This is a genomic window from Nonomuraea longicatena, assembly GCF_039525605.1.
Classification (GTDB): Bacteria; Actinomycetota; Actinomycetes; order Streptosporangiales; family Streptosporangiaceae; genus Nonomuraea; species Nonomuraea longicatena.
Map to the genome: position 1 here is coordinate 20,806 of NZ_BAAAHQ010000004.1, position 20,132 is coordinate 40,937.

23 protein-coding genes are annotated in these 20,132 nt (G+C 70.8%); 12 read left to right on the forward strand and 11 right to left on the reverse strand.

From position 1 onward, the window contains the following. The first annotated feature begins 248 nt into the window (after positions 1-248). On the forward strand, positions 249-1,433 hold the full coding sequence (locus ABD120_RS05315) for a hypothetical protein (RefSeq protein ID WP_343948554.1): 1,185 nt from the start codon (positions 249-251) through the stop codon (positions 1,431-1,433). On the opposite strand, the gene ABD120_RS05320 is transcribed toward ABD120_RS05315, so the two are convergent. Next, entirely contained in the window at positions 1,414-2,178 is a 765-nt protein-coding gene (locus tag ABD120_RS05320) for a CPBP family intramembrane glutamic endopeptidase (protein ID WP_343948555.1), read from the reverse strand. The genes ABD120_RS05315 and ABD120_RS05320 overlap by 20 nt on opposite strands. Positions 2,179-2,333: 155 nt before the next feature. On the opposite strand from ABD120_RS05320, the gene ABD120_RS05325 reads away from it, so the two are divergent. Further along, positions 2,334-3,425 (forward strand): sensor histidine kinase, encoded by a 1,092-nt coding sequence (locus ABD120_RS05325; protein WP_343948556.1) that lies wholly within the window; start codon positions 2,334-2,336, stop codon positions 3,423-3,425. Beyond that, on the forward strand, positions 3,422-4,060 hold the full coding sequence (locus tag ABD120_RS05330; RefSeq protein WP_343948557.1) for a response regulator: 639 nt from the start codon (positions 3,422-3,424) through the stop codon (positions 4,058-4,060). Before ABD120_RS05325 ends, ABD120_RS05330 begins: the two co-directional genes overlap by 4 nt. Here the strand turns inward: ABD120_RS05330 and ABD120_RS05335 are convergent. The 3 genes from ABD120_RS05335 to ABD120_RS05345 form a co-directional block, all read right to left on the reverse strand. After that, entirely contained in the window at positions 4,045-6,141 is a 2,097-nt protein-coding gene (locus ABD120_RS05335) for a polysaccharide lyase 8 family protein (protein ID WP_343948558.1), read from the reverse strand. The two genes, ABD120_RS05330 and ABD120_RS05335, sit on opposite strands and share 16 nt — an antisense overlap. 88 nt (positions 6,142-6,229) lie before the next feature. Further along, positions 6,230-7,024, reverse strand: a complete 795-nt coding sequence (locus tag ABD120_RS05340; RefSeq protein ID WP_343948559.1) for a PrsW family intramembrane metalloprotease — start codon at positions 7,022-7,024, stop codon at positions 6,230-6,232. A 94-nt stretch (positions 7,025-7,118) separates the two neighbouring features. Beyond that, the gene (locus tag ABD120_RS05345; RefSeq protein ID WP_343948560.1) at positions 7,119-7,283 is read right to left on the reverse strand and encodes a DUF3073 family protein; all 165 of its coding nucleotides are present in this window, start codon (positions 7,281-7,283) and stop codon (positions 7,119-7,121) included. An 87-nt stretch (positions 7,284-7,370) separates the two neighbouring features. Here ABD120_RS05345 and ABD120_RS05350 point away from each other — a divergent pair, with 87 nt between their 5' ends. From ABD120_RS05350 to ABD120_RS05365, 4 genes are read left to right on the forward strand one after another with little or no spacing between them, the layout of a single operon-like run. Continuing rightward, a complete protein-coding gene (locus ABD120_RS05350) occupies positions 7,371-7,706 on the forward strand; it encodes an ArsR/SmtB family transcription factor (RefSeq protein WP_343948561.1) in 336 nt (111 codons plus the stop codon). A 38-nt stretch (positions 7,707-7,744) separates the two neighbouring features. Beyond that, positions 7,745-8,269, forward strand: coding sequence for a PadR family transcriptional regulator (locus tag ABD120_RS05355; protein WP_343948562.1), 525 nt, complete (start codon positions 7,745-7,747; stop codon positions 8,267-8,269). 10 nt (positions 8,270-8,279) lie between these two features. After that, positions 8,280-9,158 carry a 1,4-dihydroxy-2-naphthoyl-CoA synthase gene (locus ABD120_RS05360; RefSeq protein WP_343948563.1) on the forward strand — a complete coding sequence of 293 codons (879 nt, stop codon included), beginning with the start codon at positions 8,280-8,282 and terminating at the stop codon, positions 9,156-9,158. 7 nt (positions 9,159-9,165) lie between these two features. Next, complete coding sequence (locus ABD120_RS05365; protein WP_343948564.1) at positions 9,166-10,089, forward strand: aminoglycoside phosphotransferase family protein; 924 nt, start codon at positions 9,166-9,168, stop codon at positions 10,087-10,089. 70 nt (positions 10,090-10,159) lie between these two features. On the opposite strand, the gene ABD120_RS05370 is transcribed toward ABD120_RS05365, so the two are convergent. Continuing rightward, positions 10,160-11,020, reverse strand: a complete 861-nt coding sequence (locus ABD120_RS05370) for an alpha/beta fold hydrolase (protein WP_343948565.1) — start codon at positions 11,018-11,020, stop codon at positions 10,160-10,162. 88 nt (positions 11,021-11,108) lie between these two features. Between ABD120_RS05370 and ABD120_RS05375 the strand changes: the two genes are divergently transcribed. After that, positions 11,109-11,606 carry a CGNR zinc finger domain-containing protein gene (locus ABD120_RS05375; protein ID WP_343948566.1) on the forward strand — a complete coding sequence of 166 codons (498 nt, stop codon included), beginning with the start codon at positions 11,109-11,111 and terminating at the stop codon, positions 11,604-11,606. 177 nt (positions 11,607-11,783) lie between these two features. Here the strand turns inward: ABD120_RS05375 and ABD120_RS05380 are convergent, their stop codons facing one another. After that, the gene (locus ABD120_RS05380) at positions 11,784-12,710 is read right to left on the reverse strand and encodes an NADP-dependent oxidoreductase (RefSeq protein ID WP_343948567.1); all 927 of its coding nucleotides are present in this window, start codon (positions 12,708-12,710) and stop codon (positions 11,784-11,786) included. Between the two features lie 97 nt (positions 12,711-12,807). On the opposite strand from ABD120_RS05380, the gene ABD120_RS05385 reads away from it, so the two are divergent. Together ABD120_RS05385 and ABD120_RS05390 are read left to right on the forward strand one after the other, a co-directional pair. After that, the gene (locus tag ABD120_RS05385; RefSeq protein WP_343948568.1) at positions 12,808-12,993 is read left to right on the forward strand and encodes a hypothetical protein; all 186 of its coding nucleotides are present in this window, start codon (positions 12,808-12,810) and stop codon (positions 12,991-12,993) included. A gap of 46 nt (positions 12,994-13,039) precedes the next feature. After that, the gene (locus tag ABD120_RS05390; protein WP_343948569.1) at positions 13,040-13,540 is read left to right on the forward strand and encodes a DUF1269 domain-containing protein; all 501 of its coding nucleotides are present in this window, start codon (positions 13,040-13,042) and stop codon (positions 13,538-13,540) included. Positions 13,541-14,062: 522 nt separating this feature from the next. Here the strand turns inward: ABD120_RS05390 and ABD120_RS05395 are convergent. The 5 genes from ABD120_RS05395 to dapA form a co-directional block, all read right to left on the reverse strand. Further along, on the reverse strand, positions 14,063-14,683 hold the full coding sequence (locus ABD120_RS05395; RefSeq protein ID WP_343948570.1) for an ATP-binding cassette domain-containing protein: 621 nt from the start codon (positions 14,681-14,683) through the stop codon (positions 14,063-14,065). A 2-nt stretch (positions 14,684-14,685) separates the two neighbouring features. After that, positions 14,686-14,976 (reverse strand): ATP-binding cassette domain-containing protein, encoded by a 291-nt coding sequence (locus ABD120_RS05400; protein WP_343948571.1) that lies wholly within the window; start codon positions 14,974-14,976, stop codon positions 14,686-14,688. Continuing rightward, complete coding sequence (locus tag ABD120_RS05405) at positions 14,973-15,365, reverse strand: GntR family transcriptional regulator (protein ID WP_343948572.1); 393 nt, start codon at positions 15,363-15,365, stop codon at positions 14,973-14,975. Before ABD120_RS05405 ends, ABD120_RS05400 begins: the two co-directional genes overlap by 4 nt. Positions 15,366-15,396: 31 nt before the next feature. Continuing rightward, positions 15,397-17,070, reverse strand: coding sequence for a ribosomal protection-like ABC-F family protein (gene abc-f / locus ABD120_RS05410; protein ID WP_343948573.1), 1,674 nt, complete (start codon positions 17,068-17,070; stop codon positions 15,397-15,399). A gap of 146 nt (positions 17,071-17,216) precedes the next feature. Next, positions 17,217-18,089, reverse strand: coding sequence for a 4-hydroxy-tetrahydrodipicolinate synthase (gene dapA / locus ABD120_RS05415; RefSeq protein ID WP_343948574.1), 873 nt, complete (start codon positions 18,087-18,089; stop codon positions 17,217-17,219). A gap of 71 nt (positions 18,090-18,160) precedes the next feature. Here dapA and ABD120_RS05420 point away from each other — a divergent pair, with 71 nt between their 5' ends. After that, on the forward strand, positions 18,161-19,069 hold the full coding sequence (locus tag ABD120_RS05420) for a LysR family transcriptional regulator (protein WP_343948575.1): 909 nt from the start codon (positions 18,161-18,163) through the stop codon (positions 19,067-19,069). Between the two features lie 4 nt (positions 19,070-19,073). Then, positions 19,074-20,048 (forward strand): polyprenyl synthetase family protein, encoded by a 975-nt coding sequence (locus ABD120_RS05425; RefSeq protein ID WP_343948576.1) that lies wholly within the window; start codon positions 19,074-19,076, stop codon positions 20,046-20,048. Positions 20,049-20,132: the final 84 nt, after the last annotated feature.

Genomic DNA, 20,132 nt, shown 5'->3' on the forward strand with positions numbered 1-20,132 from the left:
GCCATAAATCATGAAAAGCGGGACATCGACTAGGGCTTTATCGGAAACTCCGGTTCGGCGCCGCACCAGGGAAGACACGTGTTGAAAAAACTTGCATCACGGGTGAGGAATTCTTCTACTCGGCCGATGAACACCCATCGTTTGACGTACCGTGGTGACGAATGGCAAGACCATCGGCCAATTGCGAGAATCTCGCGAAGCCCTCTTGAGTCCCCCCGCCGAGAGGAATATCAATTATGCCCGACAATATGGTGAACGGAAGGCACACCCGAGAGGACCTCCTCACCGAGGAGCATCTCACCACCGCCCTCGACTGGCTCGACCAGCAGACCGGCTGGCCGGACGGCGCCGCCCGCGCCAAGCTCACCGCCCACCTCGAACACCTCGACGAACGGCGCCTCCGCGACCGCGCCAGGCTACGCCGACGCGTCCGCCGCGACCAGGTCGCCCGTGCCCTCGCCGCCTACTACGCCGAGGCCGCCGACGGCTTCCGCACCTACCGCGTCCGCTGCGGCCCCGAACTGCTGTCCACCAGCCTGCTCACCCGCCCCGACTGGCTCGGCCTGAGCCTGCCGTACGGCACCGCCTTCAACCTCACCGACACCCGCAGCCCCCGGCTCCCGATGGACGCGACCGGCTCGCGCGCGGCCGTCGAGTGGCTCGCCGAGGCCGTCACCGGCGGGCACCCCACCTTCAACGCCCCGCTCTACCGCATGACCGGCGTCGACCTCGGCGGCGACACGGTCGGCGCGGGCTTCGGCGCGGCCGAGTTCGTCGAGTACGCCCTGTCCATGAGGCTGCTGGAGCGCGAACTCCTCGACGCGATCGTCGACGGCCGGGCCGTGCGCCCCGGCGCGCTCCCGCTGCGCGACCACTACCTGCCCGACCGCGCCACCGTCACCCACCCCTCCGTACGGCTGTGCGGCGGCGGCCCGCTCGCCCTGTGCGCGGTGGCGCGCGAGAGCGACTACGTCGTCCTGGTGCGCGAGAGCGAAAACGGGCGGCTGACGCTGGTCCCCCAGACCTTCCACGAGCCCGCCACCGACTTCGAGGAGGACGTGTCCGTCGCCGCGACGCTCCGGCGCGAGCTGGCCGAGGTGCTCGGCGAGGCCCCCATGGCCTGGCTCGCCGAGCACCCCGGCCGGTGGCGCGTCGAGTGCACCGGGTTCGGGTTCGAGCTGGTCAGCGGCGACTTCGCGTTCGCCTCGCTGATCGTGGTGGACGACGCGGGGTGGTGGGACGGGTTCGGCGCGCGGCTGCCGTCCGGGCTGCGCGCCCATTCCACCCGCGACCCCGAAGGGCTCGCGGAGCTGCTGTGCGACCCGGGCTGGAGCAGCGAGGGCCTGTTCGCGCTGGCGGAGGGCCTGCGGCGGCTGAGCGCGGTCGGCGGCGACCGGGTACGGCTGCCCCGGCTCAGGCCGGAACTCGGCTGACGGCCGCCTTCCGCCTGGGGAAGGCCAGGATCGCCGGCGCCGCCAGCGACAGAACGACCGTCTGGCAGATCAGCAGCACCCCGAAGTCGATCGGCTCGACCACCGGCCACTGGAGGTACACAGCGGTGTGCAGGCCGGCCGCCGGCCACACCGAGCCCGTACGCATCCGGGCTGCGCCGCAGGCGAAGCCGAGTGCGGTCGCGTTGACGACGTACAGCAGCCGCTCGCCGAGGCCGTCGGCGGCGCTCTGCGAGATGATGTGCAGCGCGCCGAAGGACACCGAGGTGAGCAGCAGGACCGTCGCCGGGCGCACCCGGTCCGACAGCATGTCCCACAGGTGGCCGCGAAACAGCAGTTCCTCGGCGTAACCCGCCCGCAGGACGTAGATCGGTATCCCGAGGAGAAAGGCCCAGGGCGTCGCCAGGTTCTGCGGCGCCGCCACGTACTCGGCCGCGCCCAGCGTGACCGCCGCGAAGCTGCCCGCCCCCAGGACCACGACGCCGGCGAGGACCCCGAGCAGCACCTGCGGAATCGACCACCGCGTGAACCCGGTCCCGAGGCCGGCCCAGGAGCGCCGGACGACGAAGCGCCGATAGGCCCACACCAGCAGCAACGCGAGCGGCGGGACCGCGACCAGCATCACGGCGAACGGGGGCAGACCGAGCCCGACGGCGACCAGCGCGGGCAGTAACTGCACGACGAACATCATCACGACCGCGACCAGGATCTCACCGAGTATTCGCATGGCTGCGACCCTAGGAACCGGACGGTCCCGACCACATCCGGCGTGCGAATGATCATGGACATGACCCCGGTCACCATGACTTTCGTCGGATGCCCGGTCACCCGATACCCACGTAAGGTTTATGCGTGAGCACCCGAGAGCATCAGCGTCCTCCCATGCTCTCCGTGGTGTTCTGGGCGGGCTTCGTCGCCGACCTGGCACTGATCCTGCCCAGCAAGGTCGGTCTCACGGACACCCTGGTCTACCTGGCCCTCATGGCCGTGGCGGCCGTGCTGTGGCCGCGTCTGCCCTGGAGCCAGCAGGCGAGCTTCTGGTGCAAGCTCGGCGCGCCGCTGCTCCTGGTCGTCAGCCTCGTCCTCGGCTCGAACATGAGCTGGCTCAGCGGAGTGTTCGGCATGCTCGCCCTGAGCAGCATCGCCTTCCAGTACGGCAGCCGGGTCGCGTGGCCGGTGGTGGGCGGCTACGCCCTGCTCGTCTTCCTCTCCGTCACGCTGCTGGTCGGCAGGCCCTTGCTCGCGGGCCTCCTCCAAGGGCTCGGCGCGGTGTTCATCGCGGCGTTCGTCCTCGGCATGACCTCGGCCATCCAGGAGGCCCGTGACCGGCGTGAGGCCGCCGACCACCTCAACAGACGTATCAGAGAACTCGTCGTGGCGGAGGAACGCGCCAGGATGGCCAGAGACATGCACGACTCGATCGGCCACCATCTCACCGTCATCAAGATGGGGCTGGAGAACGCCGAACGGTTCAAGACCCACCGCCCCGACGCGGTCTGGGACGAGATCGCCCAGGCCAAGGAGATGACCGTCCGGGCCTTGGCCGACGCCCGAAGGTGGGTGCGCGCGCTGCGCCCGCTCGACCTCAACGGCAACCTGGGCAGCGCGGCCCTCGGCCAGCTCGCCCAGTCCTTCGCCGGCACCGACCTGCGGGTCTCCTTCGAGGTCAGCGGCGACGAACGCCCGCTCGACCCCGACGCCGAACTCATCCTGTACCGAGTGCTGCAGGAGGGGCTCACCAACGCGGTCCGGCACTCTGAGGCCACGAAGGTCCGCGCCCGGCTCTCCTTCGAGGAGCGGAAGGTCGTGCTGGTCGTCGGCGACGACGGCAAGGGCGCGGACGCCGACGCGTACGGCTTCGGCCTGGCCTCGCTGCGCGAACGGGTCCGCGTCGTCGGGGGCAGCCTGTGTTCCGGCACCGCCTCCGGCGGCGGTTTCGAACTGCGCGCCGAGGTCCCGGTGGGAGCGATATGAACCGGCGGATCAGGGTGTTCCTCGTCGACGACCAGGAGCTGATGCGGCAGGGGCTGCGCAAGCTCCTGGAGATCGAGACCGACATCGAGGTCGTCGGCGAAGCCCCGGACGGGGTGACGGCACTCGCCGAGGTGGGCCCGTGCGATGCCGACATCGTGCTCGTGGACGCCCGGATGCCCCGGATGAACGGCGTCGAGCTCATCGCCCGGCTGGCCGCCGAGCGGCCCGACCTCACGACGCTGGTACTGAGCACGTTCGACGAGGACGAGTACATCTTCGGCGCCCTGCGGGCCGGCGCCAGAGGCTACCTGCTGAAGGACTGCTCGCCCGACGAACTGCTGAACGGGATCCGCAAGGCGCACGCGGGCGAGACCGTCCTCGACGGGCCCGTGGCCGCCCGGCTGGTCGCCGAGTTGCGGCGCGAGCACCCGTGGGTCGCCGACCTGCGCGGCGCCGACCTGCTGTCCGGCCGCGAGATGGAGGTGGCTCGGATGATCGCGGTGGGCGCCAGCAACCGGGAGATCGCGGGCAGGCTGCACATCACCGAGGGCACGGTCAAGAACCACGTGTCGAGCATGCTGCGCAAGCTGGGGCTGCGCGACCGCACCCAGCTCGCGCTCTACTTCGCCGACTGAAGGCGCACCACGACGGTCTTCGAACTGCCGCCCCGGTCCGCCAGACGGCCCCAGCGCAGGGTGAGCCGCCGCCCGGTGCGGGCCCGCGTCAGCAGCGGATGGCCGCGCACGACGGCGGCCACCGGCCGGTCCCAGGTGACGGTCAGCCCGTCCAGGTCGCGGCGGGGGTCGGCGACGGTGAGGGTGGCGGTGCCGTCCCCGCGTTCCCTGACGAGCACCGCGCACGGGGCCGAGGCGGTGAGCGGGCCGACCGTGCCGGGCTGCCAGAAGTTCACGGCCGTCAGCCCCGCTGACGCGACCGAGACGCCCTGCCCGCGATCGGTGTTGGCCAGCACGTCCACCCAGCCGGGGTCGGCGGCCCGCGCCCGGGTGAGTTCCGGGCTCGCGCCGGGCAGGAGCAGGTAGCGGTAGCTCGCGGCGTCCGGGTCGGTGCCGTGGTCGAGCCAGAGCGTCGTGTACGCGCGGCGCACGGTGCCGCGTTCCTCCCGCAGTGTCCGCAGCGGGCCGTCCACGACGTACCCGCCGTGCCCTGCCAGGTGCGCCCACCCGCCGCCGAGGGTGAGTGCGGCGTCCGTGCGCCGGTTGTCGACGATCGTCTCCACGGGTACGCCGTCGGCGCAGCGGATGCCCGCGCCCAGGCAGAGGACGGCGTCGTCCAGGAAGAACCACGACTTGAAAGCCTCCAGCGTGCTGCCCAGCCCGTAGAGATGCTGGCCCACGCAGGCGAAGTGGCCGTCGGTGGCGCCGCCGACCCAGCGGGCGGGCGGACACTCGCCGCCCCACGCCGCCCCCGCGCCGTCGGGCAGCCGCAGCGTCGAGACGGTCGTGCCGGGCAGGCGGTAGGGGTCCACGCTCTGCCAGAAGTGATCGGAGTACTGCTCGCGGTGGCCGCGCGCCCACCAGTAGAGCATCCCGGCGCCGGTGTGCCAGCCGCGCAAGTTCTCGCCGTTGCCGTGCTCGTAATGGGCGATCCGGTACGAGGCCATGCTGAGCCCGGCCACCCACTCCCGCCTGCGGTGGACGGCGCGGGCGCTCATCGCCATGAGCCGGTGCCCCTCGGCGGGCTCGACCGTCTCCGCCTCCGGGGCCAAGTCGGCGAAGCCCCAGCCCCTGACCAGGCCGCGCCAGCGGGTGCGCTCTGCCGGGGAGGCGGACTCGCCGAGCAGCAGGACGGCCTGCGCCACCTCCCGGCCGCGCCGCCGGTCACCGTACGGGTGCCGGCCGATGCCGCGTCCGCTGACCAGGTCCATGCAGAAGCCGTCGTGCATGAAGGGTGCGAACGACTTCTCGACCAGGTCGAAGACCCGCTGGTCCGAGGTGGCCCAGCGGGTGCCGCGCAGCACCGCGAACAGGGTGGCCAGGCCCGACAGCAGGACCCTGCCGTATCCGCCCTGGTAGGGGACGGTCGAGTGCTGGATGAAGGTGCCGTCGCGGTAGAGGCCGTCGCCCTCGCTGACGTACGGGAAGACGGGGGTGAGGGCGGAGGCCGCGAGCGCGGCCCTGGCCGGATCGGCGCCGACGACGGCGCGCAGCAGCATGACCTGGCACAGGTCCACGCGGTTGGCGGCGGTGCTGTGGCCCTCGTAGGCGGCGAGGTGGCAGGGGTGGACGAAGTGGTCGACGGCCTCGACGAGGGGGCGGTCGGCGCGGCTGGGGCCGATGAGCAGGGCTGCTTCGAGCAGGCGTCTGGGGATGCCGATCCGCCAGTTCCACCAGTTGCCGTCGGCGCTCGCGCCCGGTGTGTACACGTGGCGCACGTAGTGCTCGATGCCACGCGCGACCGGGTCCGCCAGGGCGGGGTCGCCGGTGCGGGCCATCGCGAGCAGCCGCGCCGGGGTCTCGGTGTACGACGGGTAGGGCAGGTCGGGCCACAGCGAGGTGGCCGTGGGCGCGATGGCGCGGACGGCTGCGGTGCCCGGCCTGGTCGCAAGGGCCCGCCACCGGTGACCGATCCTGGCCAGGTCACCGTCGTCGGAGAGCGCGCCGTTCAGTGGCCCGGCGTTCAGTGGCGCGGCGGCGCCGCCGGGCAGCAGCGCCAGCTCGCCGAGACCCAGCAGCGAGCGCCGCGACATCCCCGTCATCGGCTACGAGGGTCGGCGACAGCGCAGGAAACGGTCAACCCCCCTGAGTTTCCGACTGAAACGAGCGCATCGGCGCCGGGCCGCGCTCCTACGCAGGAAGGCCGACCTCGTACGGTCGCAGCCCGCGAGTGGCCCGGTGGAAGAGTGAGTAGCTGATGGCGGCGACGATCAGGTACAACGCCCAGCGCCAGGCGGGCAGCGAGCCGATCGACAGCAGGCTGTCGTTGGCGGAGTGCAGGACGGCGGCCAGCAGCCAGCCGCCGAACACCGCCGCCGTCCAGACGACCCGGCCGTGCCGCTCCCACACGCCGAAGGCGACGGCGCAGGCGAAGCCGGTCCAGGCCAGGTGGCTGAACGGGGTGGTGAGGCCGCGCACCAGCAGGGTGCCCTCGGCCTGGACCAGGCCGCCGGCCTTGAGCGCGGTGTAGCCGTAGCTCATCGACTCCAGGACGGCGAAGCCGGTCGCACAGGCGAGCCCGAGCGCGACCCCGCCGCCCTTCGTGAGGTACTGGCCGGTCAGTGCGATGCCGAGCGGCACCAGCAGCTTGGCGCTCTCCTCGATGAAGCCGACGGCCAGGATCTGCGGGCCGTGCTCGTCCTTGATGAGGGAGGCGTCGAACAGTCCGGCCAGCATGAGCGCGACCCCGCCGCCGAACAGGAACGTGCTCAGCAGGCTCGCGGGCGGCACCCGTTCGCCGACGCCGGTTCTGTCGTGGGTGGCGACCAGCATCGCGACCGGTCCGGCGGCGGCGCCGTAGAAGATGGCCGCCGGAACCACGGCCTGGTTGCCTGTCGCCTCGAAGACGACCGCCATGCCCAGCGCGGTGGACACCATCAGCACCCAGACGCGGAACCATCTGGCCTGCCACAATCGCCACTTCACGTGCCGGTGCATACCCGCTGACCAGGTAGGACAAAGCCGCGCTGCGCCGCCTGGGGATCAGCCAGGCGGCCCGCGCGGCGCCCGTGGGCCCGGCTCAGCGGGCGGGCTCGGACTCCTGGTCGTGCGACGCCGCCTGGTCGTCGCGCGGCGCGTCTGCGGCCAGCTCCTTGCGGAGCCGGTCCATGTCGATGTGGTGGTTGGTGTACTTCAGTTCGCGAGCGACCTTGGTCTGCTTCGCCTTCTGTCTTCCTCGGCCCATGGCAACTCCCTATTCCCCGGGTGTCATCCTAACCAAAGACGTTACGACTTGAACAATTATGCAACTGCACTGGATTAGCCTGGAAGCATGCCCGTCCCGCTCTACCAGGCAAAGGCCGACTTCTTCCGGACGCTCGGTCACCCCGCTCGCATCAGGGTGTTGGAGCTGCTCCAAGAGGGTCCCAAACCGGTCCGGGATCTCCTGGCCCAGATCGACATCGAGGCGTCGAGCCTCTCCCAGCAACTGGCGATCCTACGCAGAGCCGGCATCGTGAGCGCGATCAGGGAAGGCAGCACGGTCGTGTACTCCCTGGCCACGCCCGAACTGGCGGACCTGCTCGACGCCGTCCGGCGGATCCTCACGGAGATGCTGGCCGATCAGGGGGAACTCCTGGCAGAGTTGCGGGCAGAAGCGCACGGCTGAACTTTGACAGTCCTATACTGACATGTCTTTATAGGACCATGAGTCTTCGCCACGCCGTGCTCGGGCTGCTCTCCGAGCGGCCTGCCAGCGGGTACGACCTGATCAAGGTCTTCAACGTCTCACTCGCCAACGTCTGGCCCGCCACCCAGAGCCAGGTCTACACCGAACTCGGCAAACTGGCCAAGGCCGGACTGGTGAGCGTCGCCGCCGAAGGCCCGCGCGGCCGCAAGGAGTACTCCATCACCGAGGCCGGTCTCGCCGAGCTGCGTCACTGGATCACCGACGTGGAGCCGACCCGGGTCCGGCGCGACGACATGCTGCTGCGCGTGTTCTTCCTGTCGCAGATCGGGCGCGAGGAGGCCGTCGCGTACCTGCGCGAGCAGGGCGAGCACGCGCGCGAATGGCACGAGCACCTGACCAGCCTGCTGCAGTTCGTGGAGGACAAGGACGCCGACCTGACGCAGGGCCTCGCCACCGGCGGACGGCTGGCGCTCGAATGGGGCCTGCGGGTCACGGCCGTCCAGCAGGAGTGGGCGACGTGGTCGGAGGAACGCATCCATTAGGCTCGGCGGCATGGTCTCCGAGCTGTTCGATCCCAAGGTCTGGCGCGAGGTCGAGGGCTTCGACTTCACCGACATCACCTATCACCGGGCCATCGACCAGGGCACCGTACGGGTCGCGTTCAACCGCCCCGAGGTGCGCAACGCCTTCCGCCCGCAGACCGTCGACGAGCTGTTCCGGGCGCTCGACCACGCTCGGCAGAGCACCGACGTCGGCTGCGTCCTGCTCACCGGCAACGGGCCGTCGCCGCGCGACGGCGGCTGGGCCTTCTGCTCGGGCGGCGACCAGCGGATCAGGGGCAAGGACGGCTACCAGTACGCCGACGGCACCCGCGCCACCGGCCGCCTGCACATCCTGGAGGTGCAGCGGCTGATCCGGTTCATGCCCAAGGTCGTCGTCTGCGTGGTGCCCGGATGGGCGGCGGGCGGCGGGCACAGCCTCCACGTGGTGGCCGACCTGACGCTGGCCTCGGCCGAGCACGCCCGCTTCAAGCAGACCGACGCCGACGTGGCGAGCTTCGACGGCGGCTTCGGCTCCGCCTACCTGGCCAGGCAGGTCGGCCAGAAGTTCGCCCGCGAGATCTTCTTCCTGGGCGAGACCTACTCGGCCGAGGACGCCCACCGGATGGGCATGGTCAACGCGGTCGTGCCGCACGAGGAGCTGGAGAGCACCGCGCTGGAGTGGGCGCGGAAAATCAATGGCAAATCACCCACGGCACAGCGCATGCTGAAATATGCCTTCAACCTCATCGACGACGGTCTGGTCGGACAACAGGTCTTCGCGGGTGAGGCGACCCGGCTGGCGTACATGACGGATGAGGCGGCCGAGGGGCGCGACTCCTTCCTGGAGAAGCGCGAGCCCGACTGGTCGCCTTTCCCCTGGCATTTCTAGGAAGTTCGTGGCGAAGATCGAGATCCCGGCGGCCCTGGTCGCCAACCACCGGCAGATCAACGAGGACGAAGGCGGCCCCGCCTGGCTGGCCACGGTGCCGACCCTCGCCGAACGCTACCTGGAGGAGTGGAACCTCCGGCACGACGGCGACCCGATGCACGGATTCGTCTCCCTGGTGCTGCCCGTGGTGCGGGCAGACGGGGTGCGGGCCGCGCTCAAGCTGCAGCCCGTCACCGAGGAGAACGACACCGAGGCGGTCGGGCTGACGACCTGGGACGGCGACGGCATCGTCCGCCTCCTCGACCACGACCCCGCCACCGGCACACTGCTGCTCGAACGGCTCGAAGGACACCGCTCGCTGTCGCAGGTCGCCGACGACACCGAGGCGCTGACGCTGCTCGCCGACCTGCTGGCCCGGCTCGTGGCCCATCCGGCGCCACCCGGCATCCGGCACCTGCGGGACATCTCCCGGCAGATGGTCGCCGACGTACCGGCCGCCGTGGAGAAGGTGGCGAGCGAGCAGGACCGCGCCCTGCTGAGGAACTGGGGCGCGATCGTCGCCGAGCTGACCGAGGAGGCCGGCGACCGGCTGCTCCACTGGGACATGCACTACGACAACGTCCTCGCCGCCGACCGCGAGCCGTGGCTGGCCATCGACCCGAAGCCGCTGGCCGGCGACCCGGGCTTCGACCTGTGGCCCGCGCTCGACAACCGGTGGGAGGACGTGGTCGCCACGGGCGACGTGCCGAAGGCCGTGCTGCGCCGCTTCGACCTGCTGGTCGACCGGCTCGGGCTCGACTCGCAGCGGGCGGCGGCGTGGACGTACGGGCGGCTGCTGCAGAACGCGCTCTGGGACGTACAGGACGGCAATCCCGAGTTCGACGGCGCGCAGCTCGCCATCGGCGAGGCGCTGCGCCCGCGCCTGACCTGAGCGGGTGCTCGTGGCCCGGCGAGCGCGGCGGCCCTCGCCCTCGCCGCGGACTTGACCGGCGACACCCGCCTCAGTCCGACAGGCCGCGGAGGAAGTCCCTGATCAGGGCGGCGCTCTGGCCGAGCCTGGTGGTCCAGGGGAAGTGCCCGGCGTCCAGGACATGGACGCGGGCGTCCTTCACGTCGCGGGTGAAGGCGCGGGCGCCGTCCGGGCCGAAGATGTCGTCGTTGCGGCCCCATACGGCGAGCACCGGCGGCTGGTGGTTGCGCAGGTACTCCTGCCACTGCGGGTACCGCCCGGGGTTGGTGCCGTAGTCGAGGAACAGGTCGAGCTGGATCTCGGCGTTGCCCGGCCGGTCGAGCAGGGCCTGGTCGAAGGCGGCGAGGTCGGGGTTGACCAGTGAGGTGTCCGGGACGCCGTGGGTGTACTGCCACTCGGTGGCCTCGCGGGTCAGCAGGCCGCGCAGGCCGTCGCGGTTCTCCTTCGAGGGATCGGCCCAGTAGGCCTTGATCGACCCCCAGAACCGGGTGAAGCCCTCGTCGTAGGCGTTGCCGTTCTGGGAGACGATGCCGGTGACGCGCTCGGGGTGGCGCAGGGCGAGGCGGAAGCCGACGGGGGCGCCGTAGTCGTGCACGAAGAGCGCGTAACGGTCGGCGCCGATGGATTCGAGGAGCCGGTCGACGATTCCGGCCAGGTTGTCGAAGGTGTAGTCCCACTCGGCGGTGCTCGGGGCGTCGCTGTGGCCGTAGCCCGGGTAGTCGGGAGCGATCAGATGGAACTCGTCCTGCAGTTCGGCGATCAGCTCCTGGTAGACGACCGACGAGGTCGGGAAGCCGTGCAGCAGGACCAGGGTGGGGGCGGACGGGTCGCCCGCCTCCCGGTAGAAGACGTTCAGTCCGTCGACGACAGCGGTGCGGTAGCGGATGGTCACGGCTCTCTCCTAACCGGCTATAACTTCTTTGCTGGTTAAGTGATAGCATGACCAGAGTTAACCAGTCAACTCGCATTTAGGGGTTAGGGTGGAGATCAGGCCACTACGTGGCGAGCCCTTGGGGCTGGACCTGGTGAACACCATGTGGATCTGGCAGGGCGAGCGCCGCGACCAACTGGGCACGGCGGAGGGAATGACGGCCTGGCTCACGGAGCACGGGCTGTCCGGTGAGGCGGAGCCGCTGCTGGAGGCGCGGGCCGCGATCCGCGACCTGCTGGAGGGGCGGGGGCCCGAGCGGCTGAACGCCGTGCTCGATCACGGGAGCAGACGGCCGAGGATGGGGGCCGGCGGGCCGTACGAGACGGTGGTGCTGGACGAGCCGGGATGGGAGGCGGCGTGGCTGGCGGCGGCCGACACGGTGCGGGTGCTGGGCGAGCGGCCGGAGCGCGTGAAGGGGTGCGGGAACGAGCGGTGCACCCTGTGGTTCCTGGACGTGAGCAAGAACGGCAGCCGCCGCTGGTGCAGCATGGAGGTCTGCGGCAACCGCGCGAAGGTGTCCCGTTTCAACCAGCGCCACAATCGCTGATCCGGTACGGCGAAGCCCCCGCCCACGCCTCCCGCCGCCATCACCTCACGGCCTCTCCGAGCGCCCCTCCTCCGCCACCCTCCCGCCGCGACGCCGCCCCTTACGCCCCTCCCCCGGCCGCCCCACCCCTCCTGCCCCCAGACCCGCCCCCTTGGCGCCCCTACCATGGCCCGCCTGTCACGGGACGATGATGGCGATCTTGCCCTGGCCGTGGCCGGTCTCTATCTCCTTGTGGGCCTGGGCGGCGTCGGCCAGGTCGTAGGTGCGGCGGACGAGGAAGGTGAACTCGCCTTCGGCGTACAGGTCGGCGTAGTGGGCGAGCCTCGTCGAGAGGCGTTCGCCCGCCACCACGCGGATGCCGAGTTCCTCGGCCTTCGCGTGTTCCACCAGCGTGAGGATGCGACCTCGGTCCTCCACCAGGTCCAGTGACACCTCCAGCGCGGCTCCCCCGGCGCCGTCGAGGGCGGCGCTCACGCCCTCGGGGGCGAGAGCCCGCACCCGGTCGGCGAGTCCCGGGCCGTACTCGACCGGCTCGGCCCCCAGCCTCCGCAGGTAGTCGTGGTTCTCCGCGCGGGCGGTCCCGATCACCCGGGCGCCGCGCGAGCGCGCGATCTGCACGGCCGCCGTCCCCACGGAACCCGCCGCGCCATGGACCAGCAGGGTGTCGCCGGGGCCGACCGCCAGGTTCTCCAGGGCGATGTCGGCCGTCTGCACACCCGAGGTCAGCGCTCCCGCGACCTCCCACGGCACCGCGTCGGGCTTGCGGGCGAGCGCGTCGTCCGGGACGACGACGTACTCGGCGTAGGCGGTGAGCGTGGTGAAGCCCAGCACGGGGTCGCCCACCGCGAAGCCGTCCACCCCCTCACCGACCTGGTCAACCACTCCGGCGAACTCGTTGCCCGGGATGCCGGGCGACAGCTTCGGCGCCCCCGGGGGCTGCCATCCGCCGCGCACCGCGGCGTCGTACGGCTGCACGCCGGCGGCCTTCACGCGGACCCGCACCTGGCCGGGCCCCGCCTGGGGCGCGGGGACCGTCATCAGGCGCAGCACCTCCGGCGGGCCCGGGGTCTCGAACGCGGCGGCCTTCATCGTCTCTTTGCTCATGTCCGCCACCTTGCAAGCTGAAGCCAGCTTGAGGTCAACCCCTACCCCAAAACGGACAAATCGCCTAAACTTGTCCACAAGGGAAAGGTAAAGGACCATGCAGAAGATCGTTCACGTGCGGCCGCTGGACGACGCCATCGGCCACGAGGAATCGCACGACTGCCCCTGTGGCCCGACCGGCCAGGGTGTCCGCAACCCCGCCACCGCCAAGATGGTCGGCGTCATCTTCCACCATCACGCGCTCGAACCATGCCACCAGTGGGAGGCATCCGACCTCTCGTAGCCGGATGTGTACTATCGGTGAGGGCTCATAGCAATCGGGGGATACCATGAGCAACCTCATCGTCATCAGCTATCCGGACGTGGCCACGGCGGAGACCGTCCGCAACCACCTGTTCGAGCTGCAGAAGCAGAACCTCATCCAGCTTGAGGACGCCGCGATCGTCGAGCACCTGCCCGACGGGAAGATCAAGCTTCACCAGATCAGGAGCACGGTCGGCATCGGCGCCGCGGGCGGCGCGCTCTGGGGCGGGCTGATCGGCCTGCTGTTCTTCATGCCACTGTTCGGCATGGCGGTCGGCGCGGCCGCGGGCGCCGCGGGCGGTGCCGTGACCGACTCCGGGGTCAACAACGAGTTCATGCGCGAACTCGGGGAGAAGATGCCGCCGGGCACCGCCGGACTCTTCCTGCTCGTCGTCAAGAGCACTCCGGACAAGGTGATCGAGCAGGTCGGACCGTACGGCGGAGAAATCATCAAGACCTCGCTCAGCACCGACCAGGAGAAGCACCTCAAAGAGGCCGTCGCGGCGGCCAAGGTCGGGCACTCCTGACCCTCGCGAGCACACAGGCCGGACCTTCCGAAGGTCCGGCCTGATTTTTTCGTCTTGCGGGAACTTGTCGACTTACGGTTTCTTTATAGGGGATGGAAACCGTCGGGGGACGGGGACACGGGGCTGATGACAGAGTTCTTATCTGCGGTGCTGAGCTTTCCGACCGTGCTGCTCATCGCGCTGTTCGTCGTGATGATCCCGCCGAGGCGCCCGGCGCCACCGCCAGGCAGGAGGTCGAGAAGATCTCCTTCGCCCTCGAATCGGGTAGCAACACGCTGCTCTACCTCGACGACATCCAGCACACGGTCGGCCTTCCTCCGCGCCCGCGCGCTGGGCGGCGCCGAGGACCCGCGCGGTCGGCGCACTGGGGCTGCTCGCCGGCCGGGTGAGCGAGGTGGGCGACGCCATCCGCCACACGACGTGAGAGAACGCCACGAGGGCGGGGGCGGTGGACCCGTGTAGGCGTGACAAGTGGGCGAGGGCAAGGTCCTCCAGCCCGACTCCGCTGAGTGGTCGGCCGGGTCAGCGGACGAGGGTCAGCGAGGGGCGTGAGGACGCGGGCGCAGGACCCGTGCAGGCGCGAGGCTCGGGCGGGTGCGACAGGTGGGCGAGGACGAGGTCCTCCAGGGTGAGTCCGCTCACCGTCCACGCCGGGTCGATGATCGGCTCGTCAGTGCGGACGATCAGCGTCGTCTGCCGGTCGGTGTGGCTCTCGGCGACGACCTGCTGGGCGGCGGGCAGCCTGGTGGTACAGCGCGGGCCGACGAGCCGGTGGTGGGAGGCGAGCAGGTTCTCGACGTCCCCGGCCAGCCGGAGCCGGGAGCCGACGAGCACGACCAGGTGGTCGCAGATCCGTTCGAGGTCGGTGACCAGGTGAGAGGAGAGGAGCACGCTGAGGCCGTGCTCGGCGACGACCTCCATGAGGTCCTGGAGGAACTCGCGGCGGGCGAGCGGATCGACGGCGGCGACGGGCTCGTCGAGAATGCGGAGTTCGGGGCGTTTGGCCAGGCCAAGGGTCAGGGCGAGCTGGGCCCGTTCGCCGCCGGAGAGCCGTCCGGCCCGCTGGCGGAGGTCGAGGCCGAGCCGTTCGACGCGCCTGCGGGCGAAGGCGGCGTCCCAGCGGGGGTTGAGCCGAGCACCCATGGTCAGGTGGTCCCGGCGACGGTGAGGGTGGGGTAGACGGGTGCCCCTTGGGCGACGAACCCGACCTTGGCCAGTTGTTCGGGGTCGCCGCCCGGCGTCCCGCCGCACACCTCGATCGTGCCCGATGTCGGCGGGATCGCCCCTGCCGCCAGGTTGAGCAGCGTGGACTTGCCCGCGCCGTTGGGCCCGACCAGGCCGGTCACCTGCCCGGCCGGAAGGTCGAGGGTGAGGTCGGCCAGCGCCCAGCGTCGTCTGTACTGCTTGCCGAGGTTCCGGGCACGCAGGACGGTCACGCTATGTCCTGTTGCGCGGCGGTCCGAAAGGTGGTGAAGAACAACGCCTCGATGCTCTCGTCGTCGAGCCCCGCCCGGTGGGCCTTGTCCAGCCACCGCTGGAGTTCCCGCCGCAGCGGGGCGTGCGCGGCGAGCGAGGCGCCGGTCAGCGTGCGGGTGATGAAGGTCCCGACGCCGGGCCGGGCGGCCGCGAGCCCCTCGTGTTCGAGCTCGCGGTACGCCTTGAGCACGGTGTTCGGGTTGATCGCCAACCGGGCGACGACCTCCTTGACCGTCGGCAGTTGGTCGCCCTCTTCCAGCAGGCCGAGCCGCAGCGCGTGCCGTACCTGCTGGACGAGCTGCATGTACGGCGAGACCCCCGACCGTGCGTCAAGATGGAACTCGATCACCGATCCCCCATATTCAGCTAGATTACTAGCACTATAGACTCGGGGCCGGATCGGCGGTCAAGCCGTCCGAGGTGAGGGCCAGCCGCGAGCCGGTGAACCCGGCGCGCATCCGGCGATCGTGGGTGACGACCACCAGGGCGCCCGAGTAGGCGGCCAGCGCCTGCTCCAACTCTTCCACCAGCATCGGGGACAGGTGGTTGGTCGGCTCGTCCAGCAGCAGCAGTTCGACCGGTTCGCTGACCAGGCGGGCCAGGTCGATGCGGCGGCGCTGGCCGTACGAGAGCCGACCGACTTCGAGCCGCAGGTCGGCGGGCCGGAACAGGCCCATGGCGAGCAGCGCGTCCGCGTGCTCGTCCAGGCTGCCCGGCCGACCCTCCGCGTACGCGCGCAGGACCGTGCGATCGAGCCGCCCAGCCGTCTCCTCCTGCCGCAGGTGGCCCACTTTCCCCGGACGGATCACCCGCCCGGCGTCAGGGGTCAGCTCACCGGCGAGTACCCGCATGAGCGTCGTCTTGCCCGCGCCGTTGGGACCGGTCACGAGCAGTCGCTCCCCCGCCCTGATCCGCAAGGCCGCCACCCGCAACCGCCCGGCGACCACCACACCGTCCAACTCGACCAACGTGTCACCTGCCAGTGCCTTCTCCGTCTGCGCGTCGCCTGCCTGTGAGAGCTGGGTGGCCGGTGTGGTGAGGGCGGCTGGGGTGAAGCGGAGCGGTTCCGGTGGCGGTGGGACCGGGTTGTCGTGGAGCCAGGTCAGCCGCTGCTGCGACTGCCTGATCCGCCCGGCGGCCCCGTGGGTGCGCGCCCGTGCTCGCCACGCGCCCGTGCCCATGCCCGCCTTGGTCATCTTGCGGGGGATCGCCGACATCCGTCCGGCGTTGGCGGAGACGAGCGAGGTGTGCCGCGCCGCCTCCGCCTTCCACTCCTCGTGCGCCTGCGCCCACGCGGCCAGTTCCGCCGCCTTGGCGGTGAGGTAGCCCGTGTAGCCGTTGCCGTACCGTCGCACCCGGGCCCGGTCGACCTCTAGGACGGTCGAGGTGATCCGGTCCAGGAACAGCCGGTCGTGGGTGATGGCGACGACGGTGCCCCGGTGGCCGCGCAGGTGCTCTTCGAGCCAGGCCACGGCCTGGTCGTCCAGGTCGTTGGTGGGTTCGTCGAGCAGGAGCAGTTCGGGGGCGGCGGCCAGGGTGGCGGCCAGGGCGAGCCGGGAGCGTTCGCCCCCCGACAGGGTGTCGAGGCGGCGGGCGCGGTCGAGGCCCGGCAGCCCGAGCGCGTGGAGGGCGACGTCGACGCGGGCGTCGGCCGTGTACCCGCCGCGCGCCTCGAAGGCCGCGACCAGCTCGCCGTATTCGGCTGCCACGTCGTCATGATCCTGCATCCGGGCCTCGGCGGCCCGCATGCGTTCCTCCAGGTGTCTGATGTCGGCCAGCGCCCGGTCGACGGCGTCGGCGACGGTCGAGCCGGGCGGCAGGTCGAGCGACTGCGCCAGGTAGCCGACCCCGCCCGGGGCCGTCACGGTGAGCTCTCCGTTGTCGGGGGTCGCAAGGCCCGCGATGAGCTTGAGCAGGGTGGACTTGCCCGAGCCGTTGTCGCCGATCACCCCGACGCGCTCGCCGGGCCTGATGGTGAACGAGACCCGGTCGAGCACGACGCGGTCGGCATAGCGCTTGGTGATATCGGAAAGTGAAAGTTGGGCGGCACGCATAAGGCAGCCACCTCCCATTCTCGGCACAATGCCGCATCGAATGACGGATCGATGGCGGTACGGAACGCGGAGCGAGGCTCTACGCGCCCGGTGCGAGAATCACAGGGAACCCATGCGGAAGAGGTTGGGGCCAATAGAGGGATTTGTCAACCCCCAAATGCCACCGTGTCCGCATGGGCGACGGACGCGGCGCTCGCGGGCAGCAGCGGCAACCGTACGTCGGCCGTGGGGATGAGCCCGCGCACGTGCAGCACGCCCTTGAGGACGGTCGGGTTCGGCTCGGTGAACAGCGCGGCCGACAGCTTGAACAACCGCTGCCCCAGCTCACGGGCCCGCTCGGCGTCGCCTGCCTGCCACGCCTGCGCCAGTGCGACGAACCGGTCGGTGGCGAGGTTGGCGGAGGCGACGATGCCGCCGGAGGCGCCGAGGGCGAGCAGCGGCGAGACGAAGGGGTCGTCGCCGCACAGCACGTCGAACCCGGTGGGCAGGTCGGCCAGCAGGTCCAGGGCGTCCTGGTCGACCGAGCCGGTGGCGTACTTGACTCCGGCGATCATCGGGTGGGCGCCGAGGTGCCGCAGCGTGGCCGCGCCGACCTGCTGCCCGGTGCGGTAGGGGATGTGGTAGACCACCAGCGGCACCGGCGTCACCTCGGCGAGCGCCTCGAAGTGCGCGATCACGCCGCGTTCCGAGGGCCGCAGGAAGTACGGCACCGGCACCAGCGCCGCCGTCACGCCGCCGGGCAGCGCGCGCAGGGCGGCGATGGTCGAGCGGGTGTCGTTGCCGGACACGCCGACGGTGAGCGGCACGTCCCGCCCGGCGCAGATCCGCACGCAGGTCTCGATCACCACCGCGCGTTCCTCGGCGCTCAGCGCGGCCACCTCGCCGGTGGTGCCGAGCGCGACCAGGCCGCTCGCGCCCTGGTCGAGGACGTGGTGGGCGAGCTTCTCGAACGACTGCGCGTCCACGGCGCCCGAGGCGGCGAACGGGGTGATCAACGGTACGTGGATTCCGGTCAGCATGGATCGAGCGTGGGCCATCGGCATTAATTAGGTCCAGCTCCGATTTCTACGGTTGAGCTTAAGCTCGTCTTATGCTGGACCCTCGTAAGCTCCGCCTGCTGCGCGAGTTGTCGCGGCTGGGCACGATCGCCGCCGTCGCGCAGGCCGCCAACTTCACCCCGTCAGCGGTGTCGCAGCAGCTCAGCGCACTGGAGCGGGAGGCGGGCACGACGTTGCTCGAACGCACCGGCCGTACGGTGGCGCTGACCCCGGCGGGGCGGGTGCTGGTCGAGCACGCCCATGCCGTACTCAAGGAACTCGAACGCGCGGCCGCCGCGCTGGCGGCGATCGGCGGCGAGCCGTCGGGGCCGCTGCGCATCGGGGCGTTCCCGTCGGCCACGCGGGCGCTGCTGCCGAAGGCGCTGGCCGAGCTGGCCCGCGCGCATCCGGGTCTCACTCCGATGGTGTCCGAGATCGACCCGGCCGACGTCGCCGCCGCGCTGCGTGCGGGCGAACTGGACGTGGCGCTGGTGCACGAGTACGACTTCGTGCCGCCGGTCGTCGATCAGGGCGTCCGCGCCGAGCCGCTGTTCGAGGAGGTGATGTTCCTGACCAACCGGGCCTCCATCCGGGCGGCCAGGCGGGACCCGTGGATCCTCGCGACGCCCGGCACGCTGTGCCACACGATGGCGATCAGGGCCTGTCAGGCGGCCGGGTTCGAGCCGAGGGTGCACCATCACGTGGACGACTTCGACACCGTGCTCGCCTTCGTCGCCGCAGGTCAGGGCGTCGCGCTGGTGCCCAGTCTGGCCGCCGCCGCGCCGCCCGACGGCGTCCGGCTGACGCCGCTGCCGCTGCGGCGCCGCACGCTGGTGGCCTTCCGCAGCGGGTACGGCGACCATCCCGCCGTGTGCGCGGCGGTGGCGGCGCTGCGGGCCACCCGCCCTGAGAGCGCTCTCAGCGTTTCTCAGGGCTGGCACAGTACGGCGGACGCAGGCTGAAGGCATGGACGCACTCGTGCTGCACCCGCCGATCGCCGCCGGACTTCGCAAGGTCGAGACCAGGATCCAACGGCTGAGCGCCTCATCGACGCTGCCCGGCATCAACGCGGGCACCGCCACGGTCGTCGACGCCGGGGGCAAGCGGCTGCGCCCGGCGCTCACGCTGGCGACCGCACTCGGGCTCGGCCGCAGCCCCGACCGCCGGGTGGTCACGGCGGCGGCGTGCGTGGAGCTTATCCATGCCGGCTCCCTGGTCCACGACGACCTGATGGACCATGCCACGCGGCGGCGGGGCGCGACCACGCTGAACGCCTCGCTGGGTGACGGCAAGGCGCTGCTCATCGGTGACTTCATGCTGGCCAGGGCCGGGCTGGCGGCGCTCACGTCCGTGTCGCGACCGGTGGCGGAGGTGCTGGCGGCGACGGTGGTCGAACTGGCGGAGGGCCAGTACCTGGAGACGGCCGAGTTGTTCGACGCCGGGCGCACTGAGGAGAGCGCGCTGCGTTCGATCACCGGCAAGACGGCGGCACTGTTCCGGGCGAGCTGCCTGGTCGGGGCGATCTGCGCGCAGGCGTCGCCGGAGGAGCGGGCGGGGCTGGCGACCTACGGCGAGCGGTTCGGCCTGGTCTTCCAGATCCTCGACGACCTGCTCGACCTGACCGCGACGAGCGAGCAACTGGGCAAGCCCGCCAGCAACGACCTGCGGCAGGGCGTCCTGAGCCTCCCAGCAATCCTCACAAAAACCGATATTTCACTACATAAGGGGATGAACGATGATGAAGTTCGCGACGCCATCGCGGCCCTGAAAGCGGACGGGCTGCTCGAAACCACCGAGGAGTACTGCCGGGCACTGGCCGCCGACGCGCTCTCGGCGCTGCCCACGCTACGCAATTCCGGGATTGCCACAATCATGCACAAGCTTCCCACTACTTATCTGGAGAAAGTACTGGAAACCATACGTCGACCTGCGTTGACGTAGCGTAGTCAACATTTGTTGGAATGATTGGCAGGAAAGGCGGGCAAATCCCCGAAAGTGTGTTCATACTGGGTTGACTAGGCCATC